This is a genomic window from Cellulosilyticum sp. WCF-2, from assembly GCF_003990395.1.
In the GTDB taxonomy this organism is placed as follows: domain Bacteria; phylum Bacillota; class Clostridia; order Lachnospirales; family Cellulosilyticaceae; genus Cellulosilyticum; species Cellulosilyticum lentocellum.
Genome location: NZ_CP034675.1, coordinates 196,628 through 216,113, shown reverse-complemented (window position 1 = coordinate 216,113; position 19,486 = coordinate 196,628). Strand labels below are relative to the sequence as shown.

Sequence of the window (19,486 nt, the reverse complement as noted above, 5' to 3'; positions counted from 1 at the left end):
GGGATAACTTCATTAATGGGGAGGAAGAGTAAATGCAACAGGCAATACAAAATACTAGAGCTTTAGAGGCTACACAGAACGTAGAGTCCTTAGATTTTACATATATCTTCGAAGCATATTATAAACGAGTCTATAACTACAATTATTATAGAACGCATAATCAAGATGTATCAGAGGATTTAACAAGCCAAACCTTTGAAAAAGTATTTACTAGACTACAGACTTATACAGCTGATAAAGGAAAGTTTGAAGTATGGTTATTTACAATCGTGCGAAACACTATGAATGATTATTATAGGAGCAGAAAGAAGTATCCATGGGAGCCTTTAGAGCATGTCTTTGAAACAATCTCTAAGGAGAAAGGTCCTGAACATATCATTTTAGAAATGGAGCAACAGACGGAGATACTGAAAGCTATAAAAAAGCTTAATGAACGTGAAAGAAATATAATTGCTTATAAGTATGGAGGAAATCTCTCTAATAAGGAAATTGGAATTTTAATGAATCTTAATGAAAAGCATGTAAGTGTTATTTTATGTCGTACCCTTAAAAAATTAAAAACAAGGCTAGAGGAGGAAAATGATGAGAGCCACAAACAGAAAGAATGTAGATGATTTAGATAGAGAGCTTCAAATATTAGAATCTCAATTATATAGTCAAGATTTTAGCCTTGTAAGTAATAAAGAAAAGGTGAGGAAGAATGTCTTAACCAAAGTAAATAGAAAAGAGGCTATAGCAATGAAGAAAACAATCAGTATGAAGAAGATATCAGGTATAGTAGCGGCAGCATTAATAGGTACAGCGTTGCTATCTCAGACTGCATTTGCTAAAGAAATAATGGAGAACATTGTAAAAATGATTTCTTTAGGCAACATAGAAGTCGTTCAATATGAAACGCCAGATATAGAAAGCTATCCATTTCCACAAGTATTAGAAGGTAAATTATTTGACCAAGAAGGAAAGCCTGTTACTACATTTGACAAAGAGATTGAAGCCGTTTATACAAAAGATGGAGAAAAGATTGTTGATATTGATATGAATACAGGAAAGCTCACTACAGAGAAAGAGGAAGCTCTATATGAGGCAAATAATACTTTAATTGTAAAGGATAAGAATTTATTAAATCAGTATACTTGTTTTGAAGTAAAGTTGCCTTCTTATTTACCAGAAGGATATGTATTTGACCGCGCAGAGTTTTATAAGGAAGCTGATAAAGAAGTAAAGGATAGTAAGTATATTAGTTTATATTTTCTTAATCAAGCTACGGGAGAATCTATCTACATGCAGCAAAGACATGCAGACGAAGAAACAGCTTATTCTATAGGAACAGATGAAATAGTAGAAGAGGTTCAAGTGAGTGGCATAAAGGCTATTATGACAGGAGAAAATAGTATTGACTGGGAAGCTAATGGTGTATTATATGGCATGAGTACCCAAGGGAAAATAGACAAAGAACAGCTTATTAAAATAGCTGAGTCTATTCAATAATATAAGGCAGAACAAAAGGCCAAAGTTAGGAGATTCCTAGCTTTGGCCTTTTAGTGTGCCAGACTCATGAAATGAACTTTCTTAGCTACCTAAATAAACCTTACTTAGGGCACAAGATGGCTTCTCAGCATACCTATGACATAGAATAGGATATACCTGAAATACTTTTACAATAGCATCCAAATAGTTATAAATTTTCAAAATATATTGAGAGTAATAGGGTGAAAAATAAAAAAGATAGTTTATAATAAAGGGTATAGCGACAGATAATGAAATAGCAACTTCGTTCTTCACAGCCAGTGTCTCCTATATTATGAGAACACAGATACCAATGGAATTACAAGGAAGGGTGTTCTCAGCAAGAGATACGCTGCAGTATATGAGTATTCCTATCGGCTATTTTCTAGGAGGAGCCTTAGCCGATCAAGTATTTGAACCACTGATGTTTTCAGATAGTAAGTTAGCAGGCTATTTAAGTTATTTTGTAGGACGTGGTCCAGGTTCCGGAATGGCTGTGATTCTTGTATTACTTGGCATCATTGGATTTATAGGATGTCTTTTGTTTAGAAGAAGCAAAGATATAAGAAGCCTTAACGAATCAAGTGACTTTTAATGTCAAATGTAACAAGGAGCATAATGGTGAATAAGAGAAATGCAGTAGAAGAATTAGAGCTTGTTAAATAGATAAGTTTAGCTGTCCTACTCATAGCAGTAGCCTTTATAGTAGGTGGAGCTAATATATTAGGAGTTATCATTATAGGGATAAGTGGCTCTATAAGCTGGAGATTTTATAGATGTCCACATTGTGATGGTAGATTGAATACTGAAATGCATTTGGATGAAAGAACATATTGTCCCCGTTGTGGAGAAATGATTTCAAAGGAAAAAGAATAATTAGTACTAAAACTATATAGGAAGGAGCAAGAAGAGATGAAACAAACGAGAGTTATTTATCAAAACAAAAATTGTTATTATATAAAGCCGCCCCTCTTACTTGCCCCCTATATTGCACATTATACTTTTCAGTTTGGCAGTAAAGGTAACGTTGAATCTACAAATCAAGGAAGTAAGCTGCTTACTGTATTACCAGATGCCAGTGGCTGTATTGTAATGACTTACGATGGTAATGAATTAAGCGGCTATTTTTGGGGGCCTACTACAAAAGCAGTAATTGTAGGGGATGATCGCAAACAGGTGCCGCTTAGAATGTTTATTGAGTTTATGCCGGGAGGTGTATCTCAATTTATTCGTTTAAATCAAGACAGTGTAACTGATTTGCAAATGCCACTAGAGGAGCTCAGCAAGACTCTAGAGAAAGACTTAAAGATATTAATAGAAGCTGGTGGGTCGTTGGATGAAGTAATCAAGGCATTAGATACAGTTCTATTTAAGTATTTTACCTTTATTAATCAAACTCAATCCAATAAGGTAACGCCTTTATTGCCCTATCTTAGGCAAAATAAAGGGATTTTAACAGTGAAAGATTTATCAGAGTATACTTTTTATAGTCCCAGACATCTGAATAGATTATTTAATGAAAGTCTAGGGATTAATGTGAAAACCTATTTAAGGCTATTAAGAATCAATAATGCTGTTAAACAAATAAATAGTAGTCCTAAAGAACTTACTGAGATTGCTCAGTTTCTGGGGTATTATGACCAAGCTCATTTTATTCATGATTTCAGGGCAGTAGTAGGGGTAAGTCCGAAAGCTTATCGTGAAAATATGTCCGTTTTTTACAATGAAAATTATAAATTTTAAATTAGTATATAGAATATATCGTAACTGTCAAAGTACTGCAATTATAGTGAAAGATAAATAGTTAGGATATATTATTTTATAAGTTAATAGTAGCTAAAACAGAACGAGGGGGAAGATACCAATGATACAATCAAGATGTGGTATATTATGTGATGAGTGCAGTTATAAGGAACAGGTAGGATGTAAGGGCTGTGTGAATATCGACAAGCCTTTCTGGGGAGAAAGCTGCTCAGTGCAGTCGTGTTGTGTGGATAAAAAACATGAGCATTGCGGCCAGTGTGGACAATTTCCTTGTGATACACTTCATGGTTTTGCTTATGACAAAGAGCAAGGCGATAATGGTAGACGTATTGAACAATGTAAAAAGTGGGCGGAGTAATGTAATAAAGCAGCTTTGATTAGAAATGAGGTTATACATAGTGGAGAAAAAGGCTAGTGATATACAAAAAGAGAGAATTAAAGAGCTAGAAGATAAGGCGAATTTATTACTTGGAAAATGTGATGTATTAACTTTGGCTTCTATAAATGAAAAAGGATATCCAAGAATTTGTGCACTTTCCAAATTGAAGGCGGAGGATTTCAAAGATATCTATTTTGTAACATCGAAGCGTTCTCATTTAAATGGAAAAGCCACGCATTTTGAAAATAACCCTAGAGCTAGCGTGTGTTATACCTTAGAAGGAGACAGTGTGACGCTTATAGGTGATGTGGAATTTATTGAAGATAAAGCATTTCAACTGAAGATTTGGAATGAAGCTGATAGAAAATTTTTCCCAAAAGGCATTGATGATCCTAAATTTCGATTGCTTAAGTTTCATACAATTGAGGCGACATTTTGGATTGAAGGTAAATTTAGAACATGTAAATATAAATAATAGGGATTTAATAAGTTTTAGCTTAAAGGGGAGAAAATCATGGAATTTATGATACAGCTATATGTGAGTAATGCAGAAGAAGCCATAGCGCTTTATAAAGAAGCCTTTGATGCAGAACTAAAGTGTATTGATTATACACGTGAAAGAACAGTACTTCATTCAGAAATAGAAGCTTATGGTCAAAAAATAGCAATAGCTACTGCCGAAGATATACCAATAACAGGAACAGTCTTTCAAATAGATGTTAAAATGAAAAAAGAAGAAGATGTAAGAAGAGCTTATGAAATTTTGAAAGAAGGTAGTGTGGTAAATGTTCCACTAGGTCCTTGTTTCTTTAGCCCCTGTATGGTGGATTTTGTTGATAAGTTCAAAGTTCGCTGGTGCCTTTTTGCAATATAGATAGGGGGATAAAAAATGCATGAAGAGATTATAAAACGAGCAGGTGAAATAGTTCAGAAAAACACAGGTGAAAATTCTTATTGTGTATTAGCGCTAATGGATCTAGATGGCTATCCAACGGCTTCTACTATAACAGCCTCTAAAGCAAATGGTATCAAATGGCTTACTTTTTGTACAGGACTAGGCAGTACAAGAACTAATCGCATTGATAAGTGTAATAGGGCTAGTGTTTGCTTTAATGCCGAGGATTATAATATTACACTAGTTGGGACAATGGAAATCGTGACAGATTTAGATATTAAAAAGGAAATGTGGTATGGGGGCCTCACTAATCATTTTAGTGGCCCTGAAGATCCCAATTATTGTGTGTTACGTTTTAACACCCAACGTTACAATCTCCTAGTTGATTGGAAAGAGGCAAGGGGAGTATTATAAATACAAATTTGTCGGGGGCATTTATGAGAATCACGTCTGGAGGAAAATGAGGGGGAGGGCTATCTTCCAGAGTTCCGGTTCATATTTTTAGAGGCACTAGGCTCGCTTATTTGGATGAACGCACGAAAACTCCTTTCAGTCAAACACTCGTGCTAAAACCCATCCAAAACGTTCGCCAAGTGCCTCTAAAAAATTCTCCCAAGTCACTCTTCCAGATAGCCCTCCCCCTCATTTTCACAAACGTTATTGACCGCATAAACACCTCCGACATTGAAGCAGCCTGGAAGGAAGGCGTAACGATAGTAAAAACACTCAGAATAAGGGCAGATGCCCAGAGAAATAAATATATCAAGCTTCCCATAAGCCTGTTTTGCCAGGAAGTAGCTATGTGGGGAAGTTAGGGAGCCTTACAAGCATTATTAACTTCATAAACGTTCAAGTCCCTAAACGAGAAGTGCAGAAAAGACATAATAGCAATTGTTCTTTTTCTTTTTTATTTTTTCTTTAAAACACTTAAGGAAGGTTCTTTACGCGTTATTGTTGGTAGAACAGAGAGAGGGTGGCTGCCTGACGAGGTGACTTCGGAGTATTTTCAGTAGGCACTTAGCGAACGTTTTGGATGGTACTTAGCCCACGTGTTTGAGGGAACCGAGTTTGTGGGCATTCATCCAAAAAAGTGAGCTTAGTGCCTACTGAAAATACGGAGCGGAACCACGACAGGTAGCCACCCTCTCTCAGTTCCGCCCAAATAGCCTAGTAAAGTCACCGACAAATTTCTATTTGTATACCTGCATCCTAAATGCTTTTAAGACGATTGCAATGATAGCTTACGTGTGTTTTTAAAGCAAAAGACAAAGGATACGAGAGTTCCTATAGTCCATCCAAGAGGGATAGAGTACCAAATGGCGCTATAGCCAAACCAATGTGCTAGTATGTAAGCTGCACCTACACGAACAAATAAGTCTGTAAGAGTAGCAGTTGTAAAACCAAGCATATAAGCTGAGCCGCGAAGTATACCGTTGTTAACTAGAAGTACGGCGCAGGCAAAGTAACCGGCAGATACAATGATCATATAAGAAGTACCAATACTGATAACATCCTTAATAAGTGTGGGATCGGTTTTGCTATCAAGGAAAATGCCGATGAGAGTAGGACTAAATACGAGACAGATGATGAAAGCTACAATGCAGTAAGTGAGCATAACGAGCAAGGAAGAAGTATATCCTTTTTTAATACGTTCAGGCTTTTGACCACCTAGGTTTTGAGCCGTGAAGTTTGAAACTGCATTTCCCATACTAATAATAACAATCTTAAAGAACGAATCAATTTTGATAGCTGCTGAGTAACCGTAAAGTACAGTTGTACCATAAGAGTTGACTAAAGCTTGGACTAGTAGCTGCCCGATGGAAACAATGGATTGTTGAAGAATACTAGGGATGGCAATATGACTAATATGTCCTAATATAGACCAACTGAAATACTCATAGTGTTTAGTAGTCTTAAGCTTTTTGATGCGTCCTATCAAGCAACTAATAGATAAGATAGAAGAAATACCTTGAGCGATAAAAGTAGCCCAAGCTACGCCAGCCACACCTAAGCCGAAATGAGCCACAAATACATAGTCTAAAACTACATTAAACAAAGAAGAAAAAATAAGAAAATAGAGAGGTGTTTTCGAATCACCTAAGCCATTAAAAATAGAGGTAGTAATATTATAAACAAAGAGAAAAATAAGCCCCCATATGTAAATGCGAAGATAGAGAGCACTATCTCCAAAAATATCTGAAGGAGTGTTCATTAAATGCATCAAGGGATTACAAATGATGGTACCTAATAGGGTAAGCCCTAAGCTTAAAAGAATAATAGTAATAATGGAAGTAGTAATAGTCGTTTTGAGTTTGGCATAGTCCTTGGCACCAAAAAAATTAGAAACAATAACGCTGCAACCAACACCACTTCCTGTAGCAATAGCAATGAATAACATTGTAATAGGATAAGATGCTCCTACGGCAGCAACAGCATTAGAACCAGCAAATTGTCCAGCGATGACACTATCTGCGATATTATAAAATTGTTGAAACATACCACTAAGCATCATAGGTACAGCAAAACCTAGTAATACCTTTGAAGGCGTTCCTTCTGTCATATCCTTAATCATAATCAAACTCCTTATGTCAGTATTAATATGTGAAAACACTTTCCTATTATATTCCTTTCTACTAAAAAATTCACTCTATTTTAAGTGAAATTCACTAATCTCAATCCTTTTTGTCTTAATATTAAATATTATAAAGTTTCTTTCATATGCCACTAGAAATAGAAAGTGACATCTGATATACTAATAATGTTTAAAGGATAATTATTATTAAAAATATAATTAGCTAAAAACAAATATAACTGATGTATTTTTCATTAAGGGGGCTTAAAATGAAAAAATATTTTTATGCGTCATTTACCTATTTGATTTTGGGTCTTATAGCAGGTGTATTTTATAGAGAACTAACTAGAATGTCGGACTTTACAGGAGAAACAGTACTAAGGGGTGTACATACACATCTGCTAGTACTAGGTTTTATTTTCTTCTTAGTTATTTTACTCCTAGACAAGAGCTTCCAGTTATCGCAGCTTAAAAGTGCGAAAGCATGGTTTGTTACTTATCAAGTTGGTTTAGTAACAGTTATAGCAACTATGGTAGCAAGAGGAGTAGCACAGGTAAAAGGATTTGATATAGCAGGCTTAAGTCACATGGCTGGAGTAAGTCATACTTTATTAGGTATTGCTTTAATTTGGTTTATGGTGCTTTTAGGCAAGGCTATTAAAACGGAAAAATAATGCGAAAAACACGTCTTCAAAGGGCTTATTAAAGTAAGCTGAAGACGTGTTTTTATTAATTTAGAAAACAATGAATCAATATGATAACGACAGATTTCTTATTTTAAATGAAGTTTTAAGGCCAATTGAAATTTAGAAATCAGTATCTAGGAATGGTTTTAAAGACAAGTTTCAAGAATCTTAGGGATCTCACCTATAAAATAAAGAGAGCCAAAAGCAATAATAACACTTTCTTCATCAGCTAGAGAAAGGGCTAGCTGAGTACCTTCTTTAAGTGTAGCTGCAGCAAAGACTTGGGGGCAGTAATTCTGAATTTGCTTTTGCAGTAAATCTGCCCTTATAGCTCTAGTGCTAGGTGGTGTAACTAAAATAGCAATCTGACCTAGGGGCATAGTAAGTTCTAGGACTTGATGATAGTCCTTATCTTTTAAACTTCCAAATAAATAAATGATTTTCTTACCTTTAAAGTAGTAAGTAATAGCATCTCTCAGTGCCAGAGCACCCTGAACGTTATGAGCGCCATCTATAAGAAAAAGAGGTTTATGATGGATAATATCCAAACGACCAGGCCATTTGGCTTTGGCTAAACCTTTATAAATAGCTTCAGATTTTATAGTAAAGCCTAAATATAGAAGGACCTCTATCACTTCTATGGCAAGAGCAGCATTGTAGCATTGATGCTTACCTAATAATTGAATAGAGAGTTTTTGATAGTTCTTATAATTAAAGACCTGTCCCTCTAAGGTATTATTAATGAAAGTAAGTTCTTTTAAATCGCAGAAGTAAAGAGGGGCATTTTGCATTTGGCAGGTAGAGGTGATGACGTCTAAAACCTCTGGTTCTTGAGGATAACTAATAGTAGGAATAGAAGGTTTGATAATACCAGCTTTTTCGTAAGCTATTTCTTTTAAGGTACTTCCTAACCTTTGAACATGATCATAAGAGATAGTAGTGAGGACGGCGCAGAGAGGAGCTGTAATAATATTAGTTGCATCATGTCTCCCGCCTAAACCTGTTTCAAGAACCACCACATCACAGTTGTTTTCTTTATAATAAAGAAAGGCGATGGCTGTAAGAACTTCAAAATAAGTAAATAAAGACTTATTTTGAAACTTTGAAGCAGCTTCACGTACCTGAAAAAGGAGTCTTTCAAAGTCTTTTTCTGAGATAAGAGTGTCTCCGATACGTATACGTTCAGTGACGCTAACTAAGTCGGGAGAAGTATAAAGGCCTATTTTGTAGCCTGCTTCTTGCAAGATAGCAGAGATCAAGCTAGCTACAGAGCCTTTACCATTAGTGCCTGCTAGATGAACACATTTTAATTTTTCTTGAGGGTTACCTAATATTTCTAGGAGCTCTTTAAATCTATGTAGATTTGAATGAGTACCAGAAGTACTCAATAATTCAAGATAAGTGCTAGTTTCTTTTGTGAACACAGTTATCACCTCGTTAAAGTATGTAGCTATTATAAGAAAATAATCTTCTTCTTTCAATAGATAGTAAAATATAAAAAGCATAGGAAAATATTTATTTAAAAATTTTAATATGTTAGAATATTATTTACGATATAATTTCAAACAGGATAGCGTATAGGGGGAGAACAATGAACACAGCCTTACAAAAAGTGTTAGAGAATATGGAATCAGTGATTATAGGGGAAAAAGAGAACTTAGAATATTTATTAGTAGCTTTGTTAAGTGAAGGCCATGTCTTATTGGAGGGTCTTCCAGGTGTGGGAAAAACGAAATTAGCTCTAGCGCTGAGCAAAAGCATAGATGGAGAATTTAAAAGGGTGCAATTCACCCCAGATGTACTTCCTTCTGATATAACGGGCTATTATTTATATAATCGTATGACAGGTGAGATGGATTACAAAGAAGGAGCTGCACTATGCAATTTCTTACTAGCAGATGAGATTAATAGAGCTTCTCCGAGAGTACAATCAAGCCTTTTAGAAGCCATGGAAGAAAGGCAAGTAACCATTGAAGGAGAAACTAGAAGATTACCATCACCTTTTATGGTTATTGCTACGCAAAATACTGTAGAAAATGAAGGAACTTATCCTTTGCCAGAAGCGCAGTTAGATAGGTTTTTTATGAAACTTTATATTACCTATCCTGTAAGAAGGGATTGGAGAGAGATTCTAAATCGCTATGAGTATGAAGATCCTATGGGTAAGCTAGAGGCGGTAATGTCGAATCAGACTTTATTAAATCTTAGAGAACAAGCAAAAGAAGTGTTGATAAATGAAAAGTTAAAGGATTACTTATTGGATGTGATAGAAGCTATTGCAAATCATGAAGCTATAAAAATAGGGATAAATCCTAGAGGAAGTCTAGCACTAATAAAAGGAGCAAAGGCTTGGGCTCTATTAAACGGCAGGGACTATGTCATTCCAGATGATGTTCAGAAAGTGATTGTGCCTATTATAGGTCATCGTATACGTCTTAAATCTGGTTATGAAGCATCATTAGAGCATGTAGAGCGTATTATTAAAGAAGCTCTTAGAAAGGTTCAAGTTGTGGTGTAAGCATGAAGAAAAAGAAAAATAAGGTAGCACCTAATTATCTATTTATACTTGTTATTTTGTATTTGGTGGTTACCCTTTATTTGAAGACCGATGCTACTTATATGAAGTTTTTAACGATTTGTATCATAGGGGTAGTAGTATCTGGGCTTCATGTTATTTTAGTTAAACCTCATTTAAGTTTTTCTATAAAGGATGACACTAGGGTTCGGATTAATAAAAAAGAAGGGGTAGAATTAATCTTAAGTATTCAAAATAAATCATGGTTACAAAGCCCCTATATTTATATTTTCTTAAAGCCTACGTATCATGTTATTTCGAAGCAATATAAAAGTATATGTATGACGTTGCCGCCACTTACAACAAAGGAAATAGTCATAGATTACATAGGTGAATATAGTGGAAAAGATTTTATGGGAATAGAAGAGATTGTAGTTCAAGATTATTTCGGACTTATAAAATGGCGAATAATTTGCTGTTTGCAAAAAGAAGTTAATGTATTACCACAAGCTATGCCTTTAGGAAAAATGGAATATCTTTTGAATAGGATAAAGGTAAAAGCTCAGGCTGAAGATCAGATACCGGTTATAAGTAGTGATGGAGAGGTTTGCCATGAGTTAGCGCCTTATGTAGAAGGGGATTCTTTAAAATTAATGCATTGGAAGCTGCTAGCTAGGCGTGACATCTATATGGTACGTCAAAGAGAAGAACATGCAGTAATAAAAAGGGAATATCTTTTTATACTTGATCCTATTTGTGAGGAAACAGAAGAAGAAAACAGGGCTAAATTAGTTGATAAAGTCTTAGTAGCATGTATTTCTTGTGCCTATGCTTTTTTAAAGCAAGAAGAAAAGGTTACCCTTATTTACAAAGAAGAAAACGCATGGAAACAGTTTACTTTATCTGAGATTACGGCGGTAGAGCAATTAGCCACTCTATTAAGTAGCTATACAGGAAGAGGGGGCCGAGTAGGAGAAGAAAGATGGCCTTATGCCTATTTGAAGCAGAATTATCCTTTCGAAATAAGTAAGTTGTTTTTAACACTTACCTTGAGTAGAAACTTGGGAGAGCAACTAGAAGATGAGAAATATTTAAATATACTAGAAATGAAAAGAAGCCCTTGGTCTGGAGAAGGTCTGTTAAATACTTGGTATTTAGCAGAGGAGTTTGAGGTGAAAAGGTATGTTTAAAGAAGATACTAAGGAAATACAGCTTCAAGTTTTTAAGATGATTATGATAAGTCTTGTTTTGGCTATAAGTCTAATCATGTTCTTTGACTATGAACCTATTTCTACTACCTTGGGTATGCTCTTTGTCAATTTATCACTTTTGGCAGCTTACTTCTATACCACCAGAATGCAAAGGCCTATTTTGTTTACTACAGTATTTATTTTCTACTTGTGCCTAGCTCTATATAGTTGGAGGTACTTAGAGAATAAAGTAGTTATGAAGGGCTTATTAGGGCTTTTTATTCAAGCAGGAACAAGCACACTATTATTTCTTGGTTGCATTTCTATTGTATTTCTGGAGATAAAGGATCTAGTACAGGTAGTAAAACGAAGAATAGATAGATGGTTTCCGCCACTTTATATTTTAGTCTTTGGTATATTTATATTTTTAGAAGTTAATGAGCAGGTAAGCGTAGATTTAAAAAGAGCTAGCTTATTTATTTTGAGTCTAGGACTTATTTTTGTGAGCTTTTATAAAAATGATAAGAAGCCTTCTGACACGGTATATTATGATGTAACGCTAAAAGGTTATTTGAGACATCTAGCAATCATGTTATTTGTTATTCTCATAGGGATAAAAGTAGTACCACAGCTAGAATATTTACCGGGAGCTAAGTGGCTACAACAATATAATAAAAGTTTAATCGGTGATTTACCCAGTAGTGTTAAATTAGATAGAAGACCTAGTCTTTCAGAAAATATCCTTTTTGAAGTACAAAGTGAAGAACCTTTATATTTAAGAGAAATAGCCTATAGCCACTATGATAGAGGAGTATGGAGCATTGATAAGTCGGATACAAGACTGACAAAAATAAGCTCCAATAGCTTTTTAGGGGAATATGACTTGTTTTTGAAAATTACAGAGCCTTATTTGGAGAAAGAAAATATTCCTATTGAAGGAGATAAAAGTGCTTATATATATGAGCTAAATAACTATAGACATTATTTAACTGTTAATGGATTAACAGGTATTTATACGAATGATGATAGCGTGTTAGTGGCGGGAGATATCAATAATATTTGTTTTCAGGAGGGAGAAGATAGAAAACAAGTAGGATATACCATTAATTATGTTGCTAAAAATCCTGAGATAGTGGAAATATTTAGATATCCAGATGGTGTTGGAAATAGGGAGGATTGGCTAGACTGGTTAGAAGTACTTAGGGGAGATATACGTAATAATACAGAACCTTTATTTATGTCAGAGGAAACATATAATAGGTTAAGGACAAAGTATACACAGGTACCGGAGCAAATGGCTTACAACCTAAATAGTTTTGCTAAGCAACTTACTAGCGAAGCAATGAGCGATGTACAGAAGGCTAATACTATTGAAGCATACTTAAGAAACAGTGGCGAATATACCTATGTGTATGGTGCACCACAAAAGGATATAATGGCTGATCCTGTTTATGATTTTATATTTAATCAAAAGCAAGGTATCTGCCAAGACTTTGCCAGTGGGATGGTACTTTTATGTAGGAGCATTGGATTACCAACTAGATACGTATGTGGTTACTATTCCGAAGAAAAAGATGAGAAGGGCAAGTACATAATAAGAGAAAAGAATGCTCATGCCTTTGTAGAAGTTTATATATCAGGTTATGGATGGATGCTTTTTGACCCTACGCCAAGTAGTAGCCAAAGGGAGGAAGTAGGGAACAACGTAGCAGGTGTAGGAAACGCGGGATTTGATGGCATAGGTGTGGAAAATGAACTTCTCAGCCTAGGGCGTAAACTTCTATTACCGATGTTGTTACTTATTCCTTTTGTTGTACTAGTTAGAGTGTTAAGTTATGCTTACTGGAAAAAGAAGCTTCTAGAGGGCTTGCCTGAAATAGCTATAAAGAGGTTGATAGAGGCAACACTTAAACTTCTAAGCCAATATGATTATGATATACTTCCGGGTGAAACCTATGAGCAGTTAAGTAGAAGATTATTAAAAGATCAAATAGATATAACGGCTATTACTAAGCCTTATGAAGCGTGTTTTTATGGTAGAAAGAGCTTGACAAAATTAGAAATTGAAGAAGCTTTGAGGGTTTATGAGTATTTAAGAAAGCGTAAAGCGTGGAAGAAGAGATAGAAAAAGGCTAATAACTAAGAGGAGGTTATTAGCTTTTTTGGGATTTTATTGCATTATAATATAAAAATATTGTTAAGAAAGAAAGGATTATGTCGAAATATATTGTAAGAATATTTAATATTAGGTAGTTGATTGGGAGTGGTAAAATGGAAAATAGTGTTGTTGATTTAAAAAGGGTAAATGGTTTTGTATTGGCACTTACTTTTATATTAAACCTCTGTTTAATAGTAGGCCAAATTGGTGAGATCGCTAAGGGGCAAAAGACGGTAACAACAGTAGCTATATTTGTTAGTGTTATTTTGGTTTATACAGGTATTATTTCTTTCGTTTATAAGAAAGATAAAGAAGGGCTTAAGTTTAAATATGCTGCTAGTATAGGTTTTTTTCTTATTTATGTATACAGTATGTTTACAACAACACGGGTATTAGTTTATGTTTATATCATTCCTTTTATGATGTTATACTTCCTATACTTTGACTTGACTTTCATAAAAGTACTTGGGAGTGCGGTAGTATTAGCTAATACTGCTAGAGTTGGGTGGCTCATATTTATAGTACAAGCTAATAGTTCTAACTTAACTACGGATTATACAATTCAAATGGCTTCTATTGTTATGATTGTAGTTAGTTCAATTATAGGTACAAAATTATCTAATAGCATTAATGAGGAAAAAACGAGGGCGCTAGAAGAAGCTAAGGAGAAGCAAGAAGGTATCCTGAAGAATGTTTTAAAAATAGCAAGTGAATTGGATCAACATTCAAATGCAGTAGGACAAACAATTACTGAATTAGAACAGTCAGGAAGTACTATTAATGATGCAGTAGGAGATATTTCCGCAGGAGCAGAGAAGGCAGTACTTAGTGCGCAAGAGCAAAGTAATTTAACTGAGCATATTCAAAACATAGTTGTGGATACTTCAGAAGCTTCAAAGAATATGGAAGAGATCTCTCATACTACTATAAAACAAATGGATGAAGGGGTTAAGATTGTTAAAGCTCTAAATGTGAAAACAGAAGTAATGAATGAGAACTGTGAAAGTGTTTATAAATCTATGATAGAACTACGAGATAAATCAAAAGAGATTAATGAAATCACTGAAGCTATTACGGCTATCTCTGCACAAACGAATATCCTTTCTTTAAATGCAGCGATTGAAAGTGCAAGGGCAGGAGAAGCAGGAAGAGGATTTGCAGTAGTAGCAGAAGAGGTTAGAAATCTAGCTAACCAGAGTGGTGAATTTGCTAGTCATATTACAGCTATTGTTGATGAACTTCAACAAGTAGCTGCTGCATCTGTTGAGGCAATGACTAGGCTAAAAGGAGCCAATGATGAGCAGAATGAGCTAATTGTAAATACAGGAGAAATCTTTAATGAAACGACTGAGTATATGAAAGAAGTTAATGACCAAGTAAGTATTGTTACAGATAAGGTTAATGAGATGGTAGGGGTTAATGAGCGGCTTATTAAAAATACCCAAGAGATTGCAGCTATAAGTGAGCAAACTCTAGCAGGTATAGAAATGACGACAGAAGCTACGATGCAGAATAATAACTGCGTGCAAAGATCAAAAGAAATTGCTAGTGGATTATTAGAGAGTGCAAAGGCTATGAAACAATATATTTAATTTGAATAAAAAGAAGAGGACACTAGCCGTTTGACTAGTGTCCTCTTCTTTTATTTTTAGGTGGAGTAAAATAAAATGACTATTTACCGTAGTAAGCTTTTTTGTAAAGCTCTTCAAGTTCTGTTACTTTTGGAAGTCTAGGATTAGCTGTTGTACATTGATCTTCGAAAGCTTTGTAAGAAAGATCTGAAATTTTAGCTAAGAATTCTTTTTCATCTACATTCATTTCTTTAAGTGTGAATGGGATGTTAACTTCTTTCATTAAGTCTTTAACTGCTTTAACAAGTGATGCAACACCTTCTTCTGGAGTAGAAGCTTTAAGACCTAACATTTTAGCAATGTCTTGATATCTTTGTGGAGCGATGAACTTACCGTATTTAGGGAATGCCATAAATTTAGATGGGTTAGTTTCACCATTGTAAGCAATAACGTGTGGAAGAAGAATTGCATTTGCACGACCATGAGCGATATGGAATTCACCACCAAGTTTATGAGCAAGTGAGTGGTTAATACCAAGGAATGCATTTGTAAATGCCATACCTGCGATACATGATGCATTGTGCATTTTTTCTCTTGCTTCTGGGTCTTTAGCACCGTTTTTGTATGAACGTGGTAAGTATTCAAATACAAGTTTAATAGCGTGAAGTGCAAGAGCGTCTGTATAGTCAGAAGCTAAAACGGATACGTAAGCTTCGATAGCGTGTGTAAGAACGTCAAGACCTGTGTCTGCTGTTGGGCTTGCTGGAACTGACATAACAAATTCTGGGTCAATGATAGCTACATCTGGTGTTAATTCATAGTCAGCAAGTGGGTATTTCATATTCTTAGATTTATCAGAGATTACAGCGAAAGATGTTACTTCTGAACCTGTACCTGATGTTGTTGGAATAGAAACCATTTTTGCTTTTTTACCAAGTTTAGGGAATTTGTAAACACGTTTTCTAATATCCATGAATTTTTGAGCCATACCGATGAAGTCAGCTTCTGGGTGTTCATAGAATAACCACATAGCTTTAGCAGCATCCATTGCAGAACCACCACCAAGAGCGATAATAACGTCTGGTTGGAATGAATTCATAACAGCTGTACCTTTTTTAACTGTTACTAAGTCTGGATCTGGTTCAACTTCGCTAAAGATTTCAATAGCTACTTTATTTAAATTTTTATTTAATTGGTAAGTTAATTTATCAACATAACCAAGTTTAACCATCATTGGGTCAGCTACGATCATTGCACGAGAGATGTCTGGCATTTTTGCTAAATATTGTACTGAACCTGCTTCGAAGTAGATTTTTTCTGGAATTTTAAACCATTGCATATTCACGCGTCTCTTAGCCACCCTTTTCTTATTGATTAAGTTTTGAGCTGTAACGTTTGATGATGTAGAGTTATGTCCGTAAGAACCACAGCCAAGTGTAAGTGAAGGCATAAGTGAGTTGTAAACATCACCGATACCACCGAATGCTGATGGAGAGTTTACAATGATACGGCAAGCTTTAAGACGTTTACCATATTCATCAATAAGGTCATTATTTGTTGTATGGATAACTGCTGTATGTCCAAGACCACCGAGTTCAACCATTGTTTCAGCTTTTACGATACCATCTTCAACGTCTTTTGCTTTAACAACAGCAAGTACTGGAGAAAGTTTTTCTCTTGAAAGTGGGTAAGCTTCACCAACACCATCAATTTCACAGCAGATTACTTTAGTTTCTTTTGGAATAGTAATACCAGCAAGAGCTGCAATTTCATATGGATATTTACCAACGATAGCTGGACCTGCCATCATACGAACTGGGTCGATAACAACTGGTTCAAGTTTTTTAATTTCTTCTTTAGTAGCAAAGTAGCAGCCTTGTTTTTTCATGAAAGCAACAGCTTGATCATAAACTGGAGCTTCAATGATAGCAGCTTGTTCAGATGCACAAATCATACCATTATCAAATGATTTAGAAAGGATAAGGTCTGTAAGTGATTGTTCAAGATTAGCTGTTTTTTCAATGAAAGCAGGTACGTTACCAGGACCAACACCAAGAGCTGGTTTACCAGTAGAATAAGCAGCTTTAACCATTGCAGAACCACCAGTTGCAAGTACAGTTGCTACATCAGGATGATTCATAAGAGCATTTGTAGCTTCGATAGATGGTACATCAATCCATTGAACACAGTTTTCAGGTGCTCCAGCTTTGATAGCAGCATCTCTTACGATGATAGCAGCTTCACGAGAACAGTTTTGAGCAGCTGGGTGGAAACCAAAGATAATTGGATTACGTGTTTTAGCACATGTGATAGCTTTGAACATTGTTGTAGAAGTTGGGTTTGTGGTTGGTGTAACACCAGCTACGATACCTACTGGTTCAGCAATTTCGATGTAACCTTCATCTTCGTTATCTTCAATAACACCTACAGTTTTTTCATGTTTAATACTGTGATAAATATACTCTGTTGCAAAGATATTCTTTGTAACTTTATCTTCAAAAATACCACGGCCTGTTTCTTCAACTGCCATCTTAGCAAGTTTCATTTGAGCGGATAAACCAGCAAGAGCCATAGCTTTAGTAATTTCGTCAACTTGTGCTTGATCGAGTTTCATGTACTCATCAAGAGCAACCTTCGCTTTTTGAACTAATTCGTCTACCATTTTTACAGCATCAACTACAGGTGCTTCTTCTTTAACTTTCTTGTTTTCAGACATTTTAATAGCCTCCTTTAATGTGATTGTATAATAGTGAGTGAAGATATATTGTTATATTTTTAACAATATAAAACACAAAAAATAATAAAACTTGTTAATGTATTGTGAATATATTGTGATGTTAACATGACATTGTAGCTTTGTCAATTTATTGATTGTTGTAAAATTATAAACTATTGATAAATATAAACAGGTAAAACGTTGGGATTTAGCACATAATTTTTTAAAGAAACAAAAAGTAATTGTTAAATATCAAACAAAAAAATAAACAAAGATAATTGGGCATCAAAAAAGTATTGTCAATATGAATAATAAATAGATAATAAAAGTGAAAAAAATTTACATAATCTTTAAGAATTCAGATAATTGTGTGTTAATATAGACTATAAGAGGGAGGGGTTATAACGATATGTTTTGGCAAGTACAAACTAATATTGTAGTATCACTTATTTTAGGCATTATTATTGCACATGCTTTTTTTAGACTAGATAAATCGGAGCTGATTAATAGATTGTTTATGTATTTAATAGGGCTTGATATACTTATAATGTTATTAGAGATAGGGAGTGTTATTTTTAATACAAAGAATTTATCTACTTTTAGGATACTTCATCTAATAGTTAATATATTAGGATTTATTATAGTGCCAGTATTTTTACTTTTGGGGGTGTTATATTTTGAATGTTGGTTACAAAAGGCCCTGCGAGCGAAAATAAAATGTAATAGATGGATTTACGTACCGGCTATTATCCTTTTTGTTTTAACCCTCATTAATATAAGGACAGGCTGGATTGCAACTGTAAGTTTGGAAAATGATTATATAAGAGGTCAGTTATTTTGGATAGTTCCTACAATTACCCTATTTTATTTAGGTTATGGCATTTTACTTATCTGGCGCTATCACAAAAGATTGACGGCTTATAAGTACATCATGGGGTTAATGTATTTTACTATCATCACTTTGGTTGTGGTAGTTCAAGTTGTTTGTGAAGATTATTTAACGATATGGAGTACAGTAGGTGGTTTATTAGTTTGTGCATATGTTTTTAACATTATAGATGGGCTTCAATATGATGCACTTACAATGATGGAAAATAAACAAAGTTATTTAAGCTACACTTCCAAATTAGCAAAGAAACAAAAATTAACTTTAACAGCTATTAATATAGATCTGGACGATTTTAAGATAATTAATGATCGATATGGGCATCAAGAAGGTGATGAGGCTCTGAAAAGTTTCTCTCAAATTCTAAGAGGTAGTTTTCCTTATAAGCACCGTATTTTTAGAATGGGTGGGGATGAATTCCTTATTTTAAGTGAGCAGCAAAATAAGAAACAGATGATAAAATACATGGAAAGATTTAAAGAACGGGTAAAAGCTTATAATGTTAGTAGCGGTAAAGTCTATGACTTGAAGTTTAGTTATGGCATGGATAGTTACAATAGTGATTATAAATGTGTAGAAGAATTTTTAAAGTATGTAGACAGTATGATGTATACTCAAAAGGAAAAAAAGAAAAGAAGAAGGATTTAA

General features: G+C 34.6%; 17 protein-coding genes. 14 read left to right on the top strand and 3 right to left on the bottom strand.

The features are described 5' to 3' along the window. The first annotated feature begins 32 nt into the window (after window positions 1-32). From EKH84_RS00795 to EKH84_RS00760, 8 genes are all read left to right on the top strand, one after another. Window positions 33-614: a sigma-70 family RNA polymerase sigma factor gene (locus tag EKH84_RS00795; RefSeq protein WP_127064724.1), complete on the top strand. Its 582-nt coding sequence runs from the start codon at window positions 33-35 to the stop codon at window positions 612-614. Further along, entirely contained in the window at window positions 583-1,488 is a 906-nt protein-coding gene (locus EKH84_RS00790) for a DUF4367 domain-containing protein (RefSeq protein WP_190283442.1), read from the top strand. The genes EKH84_RS00795 and EKH84_RS00790 overlap by 32 nt, the downstream gene beginning before the upstream one ends. A 331-nt stretch (window positions 1,489-1,819) precedes the next feature. Beyond that, window positions 1,820-2,101, top strand: a complete 282-nt coding sequence (locus EKH84_RS00785; protein ID WP_127064722.1) for a hypothetical protein — start codon at window positions 1,820-1,822, stop codon at window positions 2,099-2,101. Window positions 2,102-2,418: 317 nt separating this feature from the next. Then, entirely contained in the window at window positions 2,419-3,249 is an 831-nt protein-coding gene (locus EKH84_RS00780; RefSeq protein ID WP_127064721.1) for a helix-turn-helix transcriptional regulator, read from the top strand. 121 nt (window positions 3,250-3,370) lie between these two features. Next, window positions 3,371-3,628, top strand: a complete 258-nt coding sequence (locus tag EKH84_RS00775) for a DUF3795 domain-containing protein (protein WP_127064720.1) — start codon at window positions 3,371-3,373, stop codon at window positions 3,626-3,628. Between the two features lie 40 nt (window positions 3,629-3,668). After that, the gene (locus EKH84_RS00770) at window positions 3,669-4,124 is read left to right on the top strand and encodes a pyridoxamine 5'-phosphate oxidase family protein (RefSeq protein WP_190283441.1); all 456 of its coding nucleotides are present in this window, start codon (window positions 3,669-3,671) and stop codon (window positions 4,122-4,124) included. 39 nt (window positions 4,125-4,163) lie between these two features. After that, window positions 4,164-4,523 carry a VOC family protein gene (locus EKH84_RS00765; protein WP_127064718.1) on the top strand — a complete coding sequence of 120 codons (360 nt, stop codon included), beginning with the start codon at window positions 4,164-4,166 and terminating at the stop codon, window positions 4,521-4,523. Window positions 4,524-4,538: 15 nt separating this feature from the next. Continuing rightward, window positions 4,539-4,958: a pyridoxamine 5'-phosphate oxidase family protein gene (locus EKH84_RS00760; protein WP_127064717.1), complete on the top strand. Its 420-nt coding sequence runs from the start codon at window positions 4,539-4,541 to the stop codon at window positions 4,956-4,958. A gap of 805 nt (window positions 4,959-5,763) precedes the next feature. Here the strand turns inward: EKH84_RS00760 and EKH84_RS00755 are convergent. Beyond that, a complete protein-coding gene (locus EKH84_RS00755; protein ID WP_127064716.1) occupies window positions 5,764-7,116 on the bottom strand; it encodes an MATE family efflux transporter in 1,353 nt (450 codons plus the stop codon). A gap of 269 nt (window positions 7,117-7,385) precedes the next feature. Here EKH84_RS00755 and EKH84_RS00750 point away from each other — a divergent pair, with 269 nt between their 5' ends. Further along, window positions 7,386-7,790, top strand: a complete 405-nt coding sequence (locus EKH84_RS00750) for a DUF2871 domain-containing protein (RefSeq protein ID WP_127064715.1) — start codon at window positions 7,386-7,388, stop codon at window positions 7,788-7,790. Window positions 7,791-7,948: 158 nt separating this feature from the next. Here EKH84_RS00750 and EKH84_RS00745 read toward each other — a convergent pair whose 3' ends face one another. Further along, window positions 7,949-9,226, bottom strand: coding sequence for a bifunctional folylpolyglutamate synthase/dihydrofolate synthase (locus EKH84_RS00745; protein WP_190283440.1), 1,278 nt, complete (start codon window positions 9,224-9,226; stop codon window positions 7,949-7,951). A gap of 167 nt (window positions 9,227-9,393) precedes the next feature. Between EKH84_RS00745 and EKH84_RS00740 the strand changes: the two genes are divergently transcribed. From EKH84_RS00740 to EKH84_RS00725, 4 genes are all read left to right on the top strand, one after another. Beyond that, the gene (locus EKH84_RS00740; protein WP_127064713.1) at window positions 9,394-10,320 is read left to right on the top strand and encodes an AAA family ATPase; all 927 of its coding nucleotides are present in this window, start codon (window positions 9,394-9,396) and stop codon (window positions 10,318-10,320) included. Window positions 10,321-10,322: 2 nt separating this feature from the next. Further along, window positions 10,323-11,507: a DUF58 domain-containing protein gene (locus tag EKH84_RS00735; protein ID WP_127064712.1), complete on the top strand. Its 1,185-nt coding sequence runs from the start codon at window positions 10,323-10,325 to the stop codon at window positions 11,505-11,507. Continuing rightward, window positions 11,500-13,632, top strand: coding sequence for a transglutaminase family protein (locus tag EKH84_RS00730; RefSeq protein ID WP_127064711.1), 2,133 nt, complete (start codon window positions 11,500-11,502; stop codon window positions 13,630-13,632). The genes EKH84_RS00735 and EKH84_RS00730 overlap by 8 nt, the downstream gene beginning before the upstream one ends. A 146-nt stretch (window positions 13,633-13,778) precedes the next feature. Continuing rightward, on the top strand, window positions 13,779-15,257 hold the full coding sequence (locus tag EKH84_RS00725; protein ID WP_127064710.1) for a methyl-accepting chemotaxis protein: 1,479 nt from the start codon (window positions 13,779-13,781) through the stop codon (window positions 15,255-15,257). A gap of 79 nt (window positions 15,258-15,336) precedes the next feature. Here the strand turns inward: EKH84_RS00725 and adhE are convergent, their stop codons facing one another. Further along, window positions 15,337-17,952, bottom strand: a complete 2,616-nt coding sequence (adhE, locus tag EKH84_RS00720) for a bifunctional acetaldehyde-CoA/alcohol dehydrogenase (protein WP_127064709.1) — start codon at window positions 17,950-17,952, stop codon at window positions 15,337-15,339. Between the two features lie 409 nt (window positions 17,953-18,361). On the opposite strand from adhE, the gene EKH84_RS00715 reads away from it, so the two are divergent. Continuing rightward, window positions 18,362-19,486, top strand: coding sequence for a GGDEF domain-containing protein (locus EKH84_RS00715; protein WP_127064708.1), 1,125 nt, complete (start codon window positions 18,362-18,364; stop codon window positions 19,484-19,486).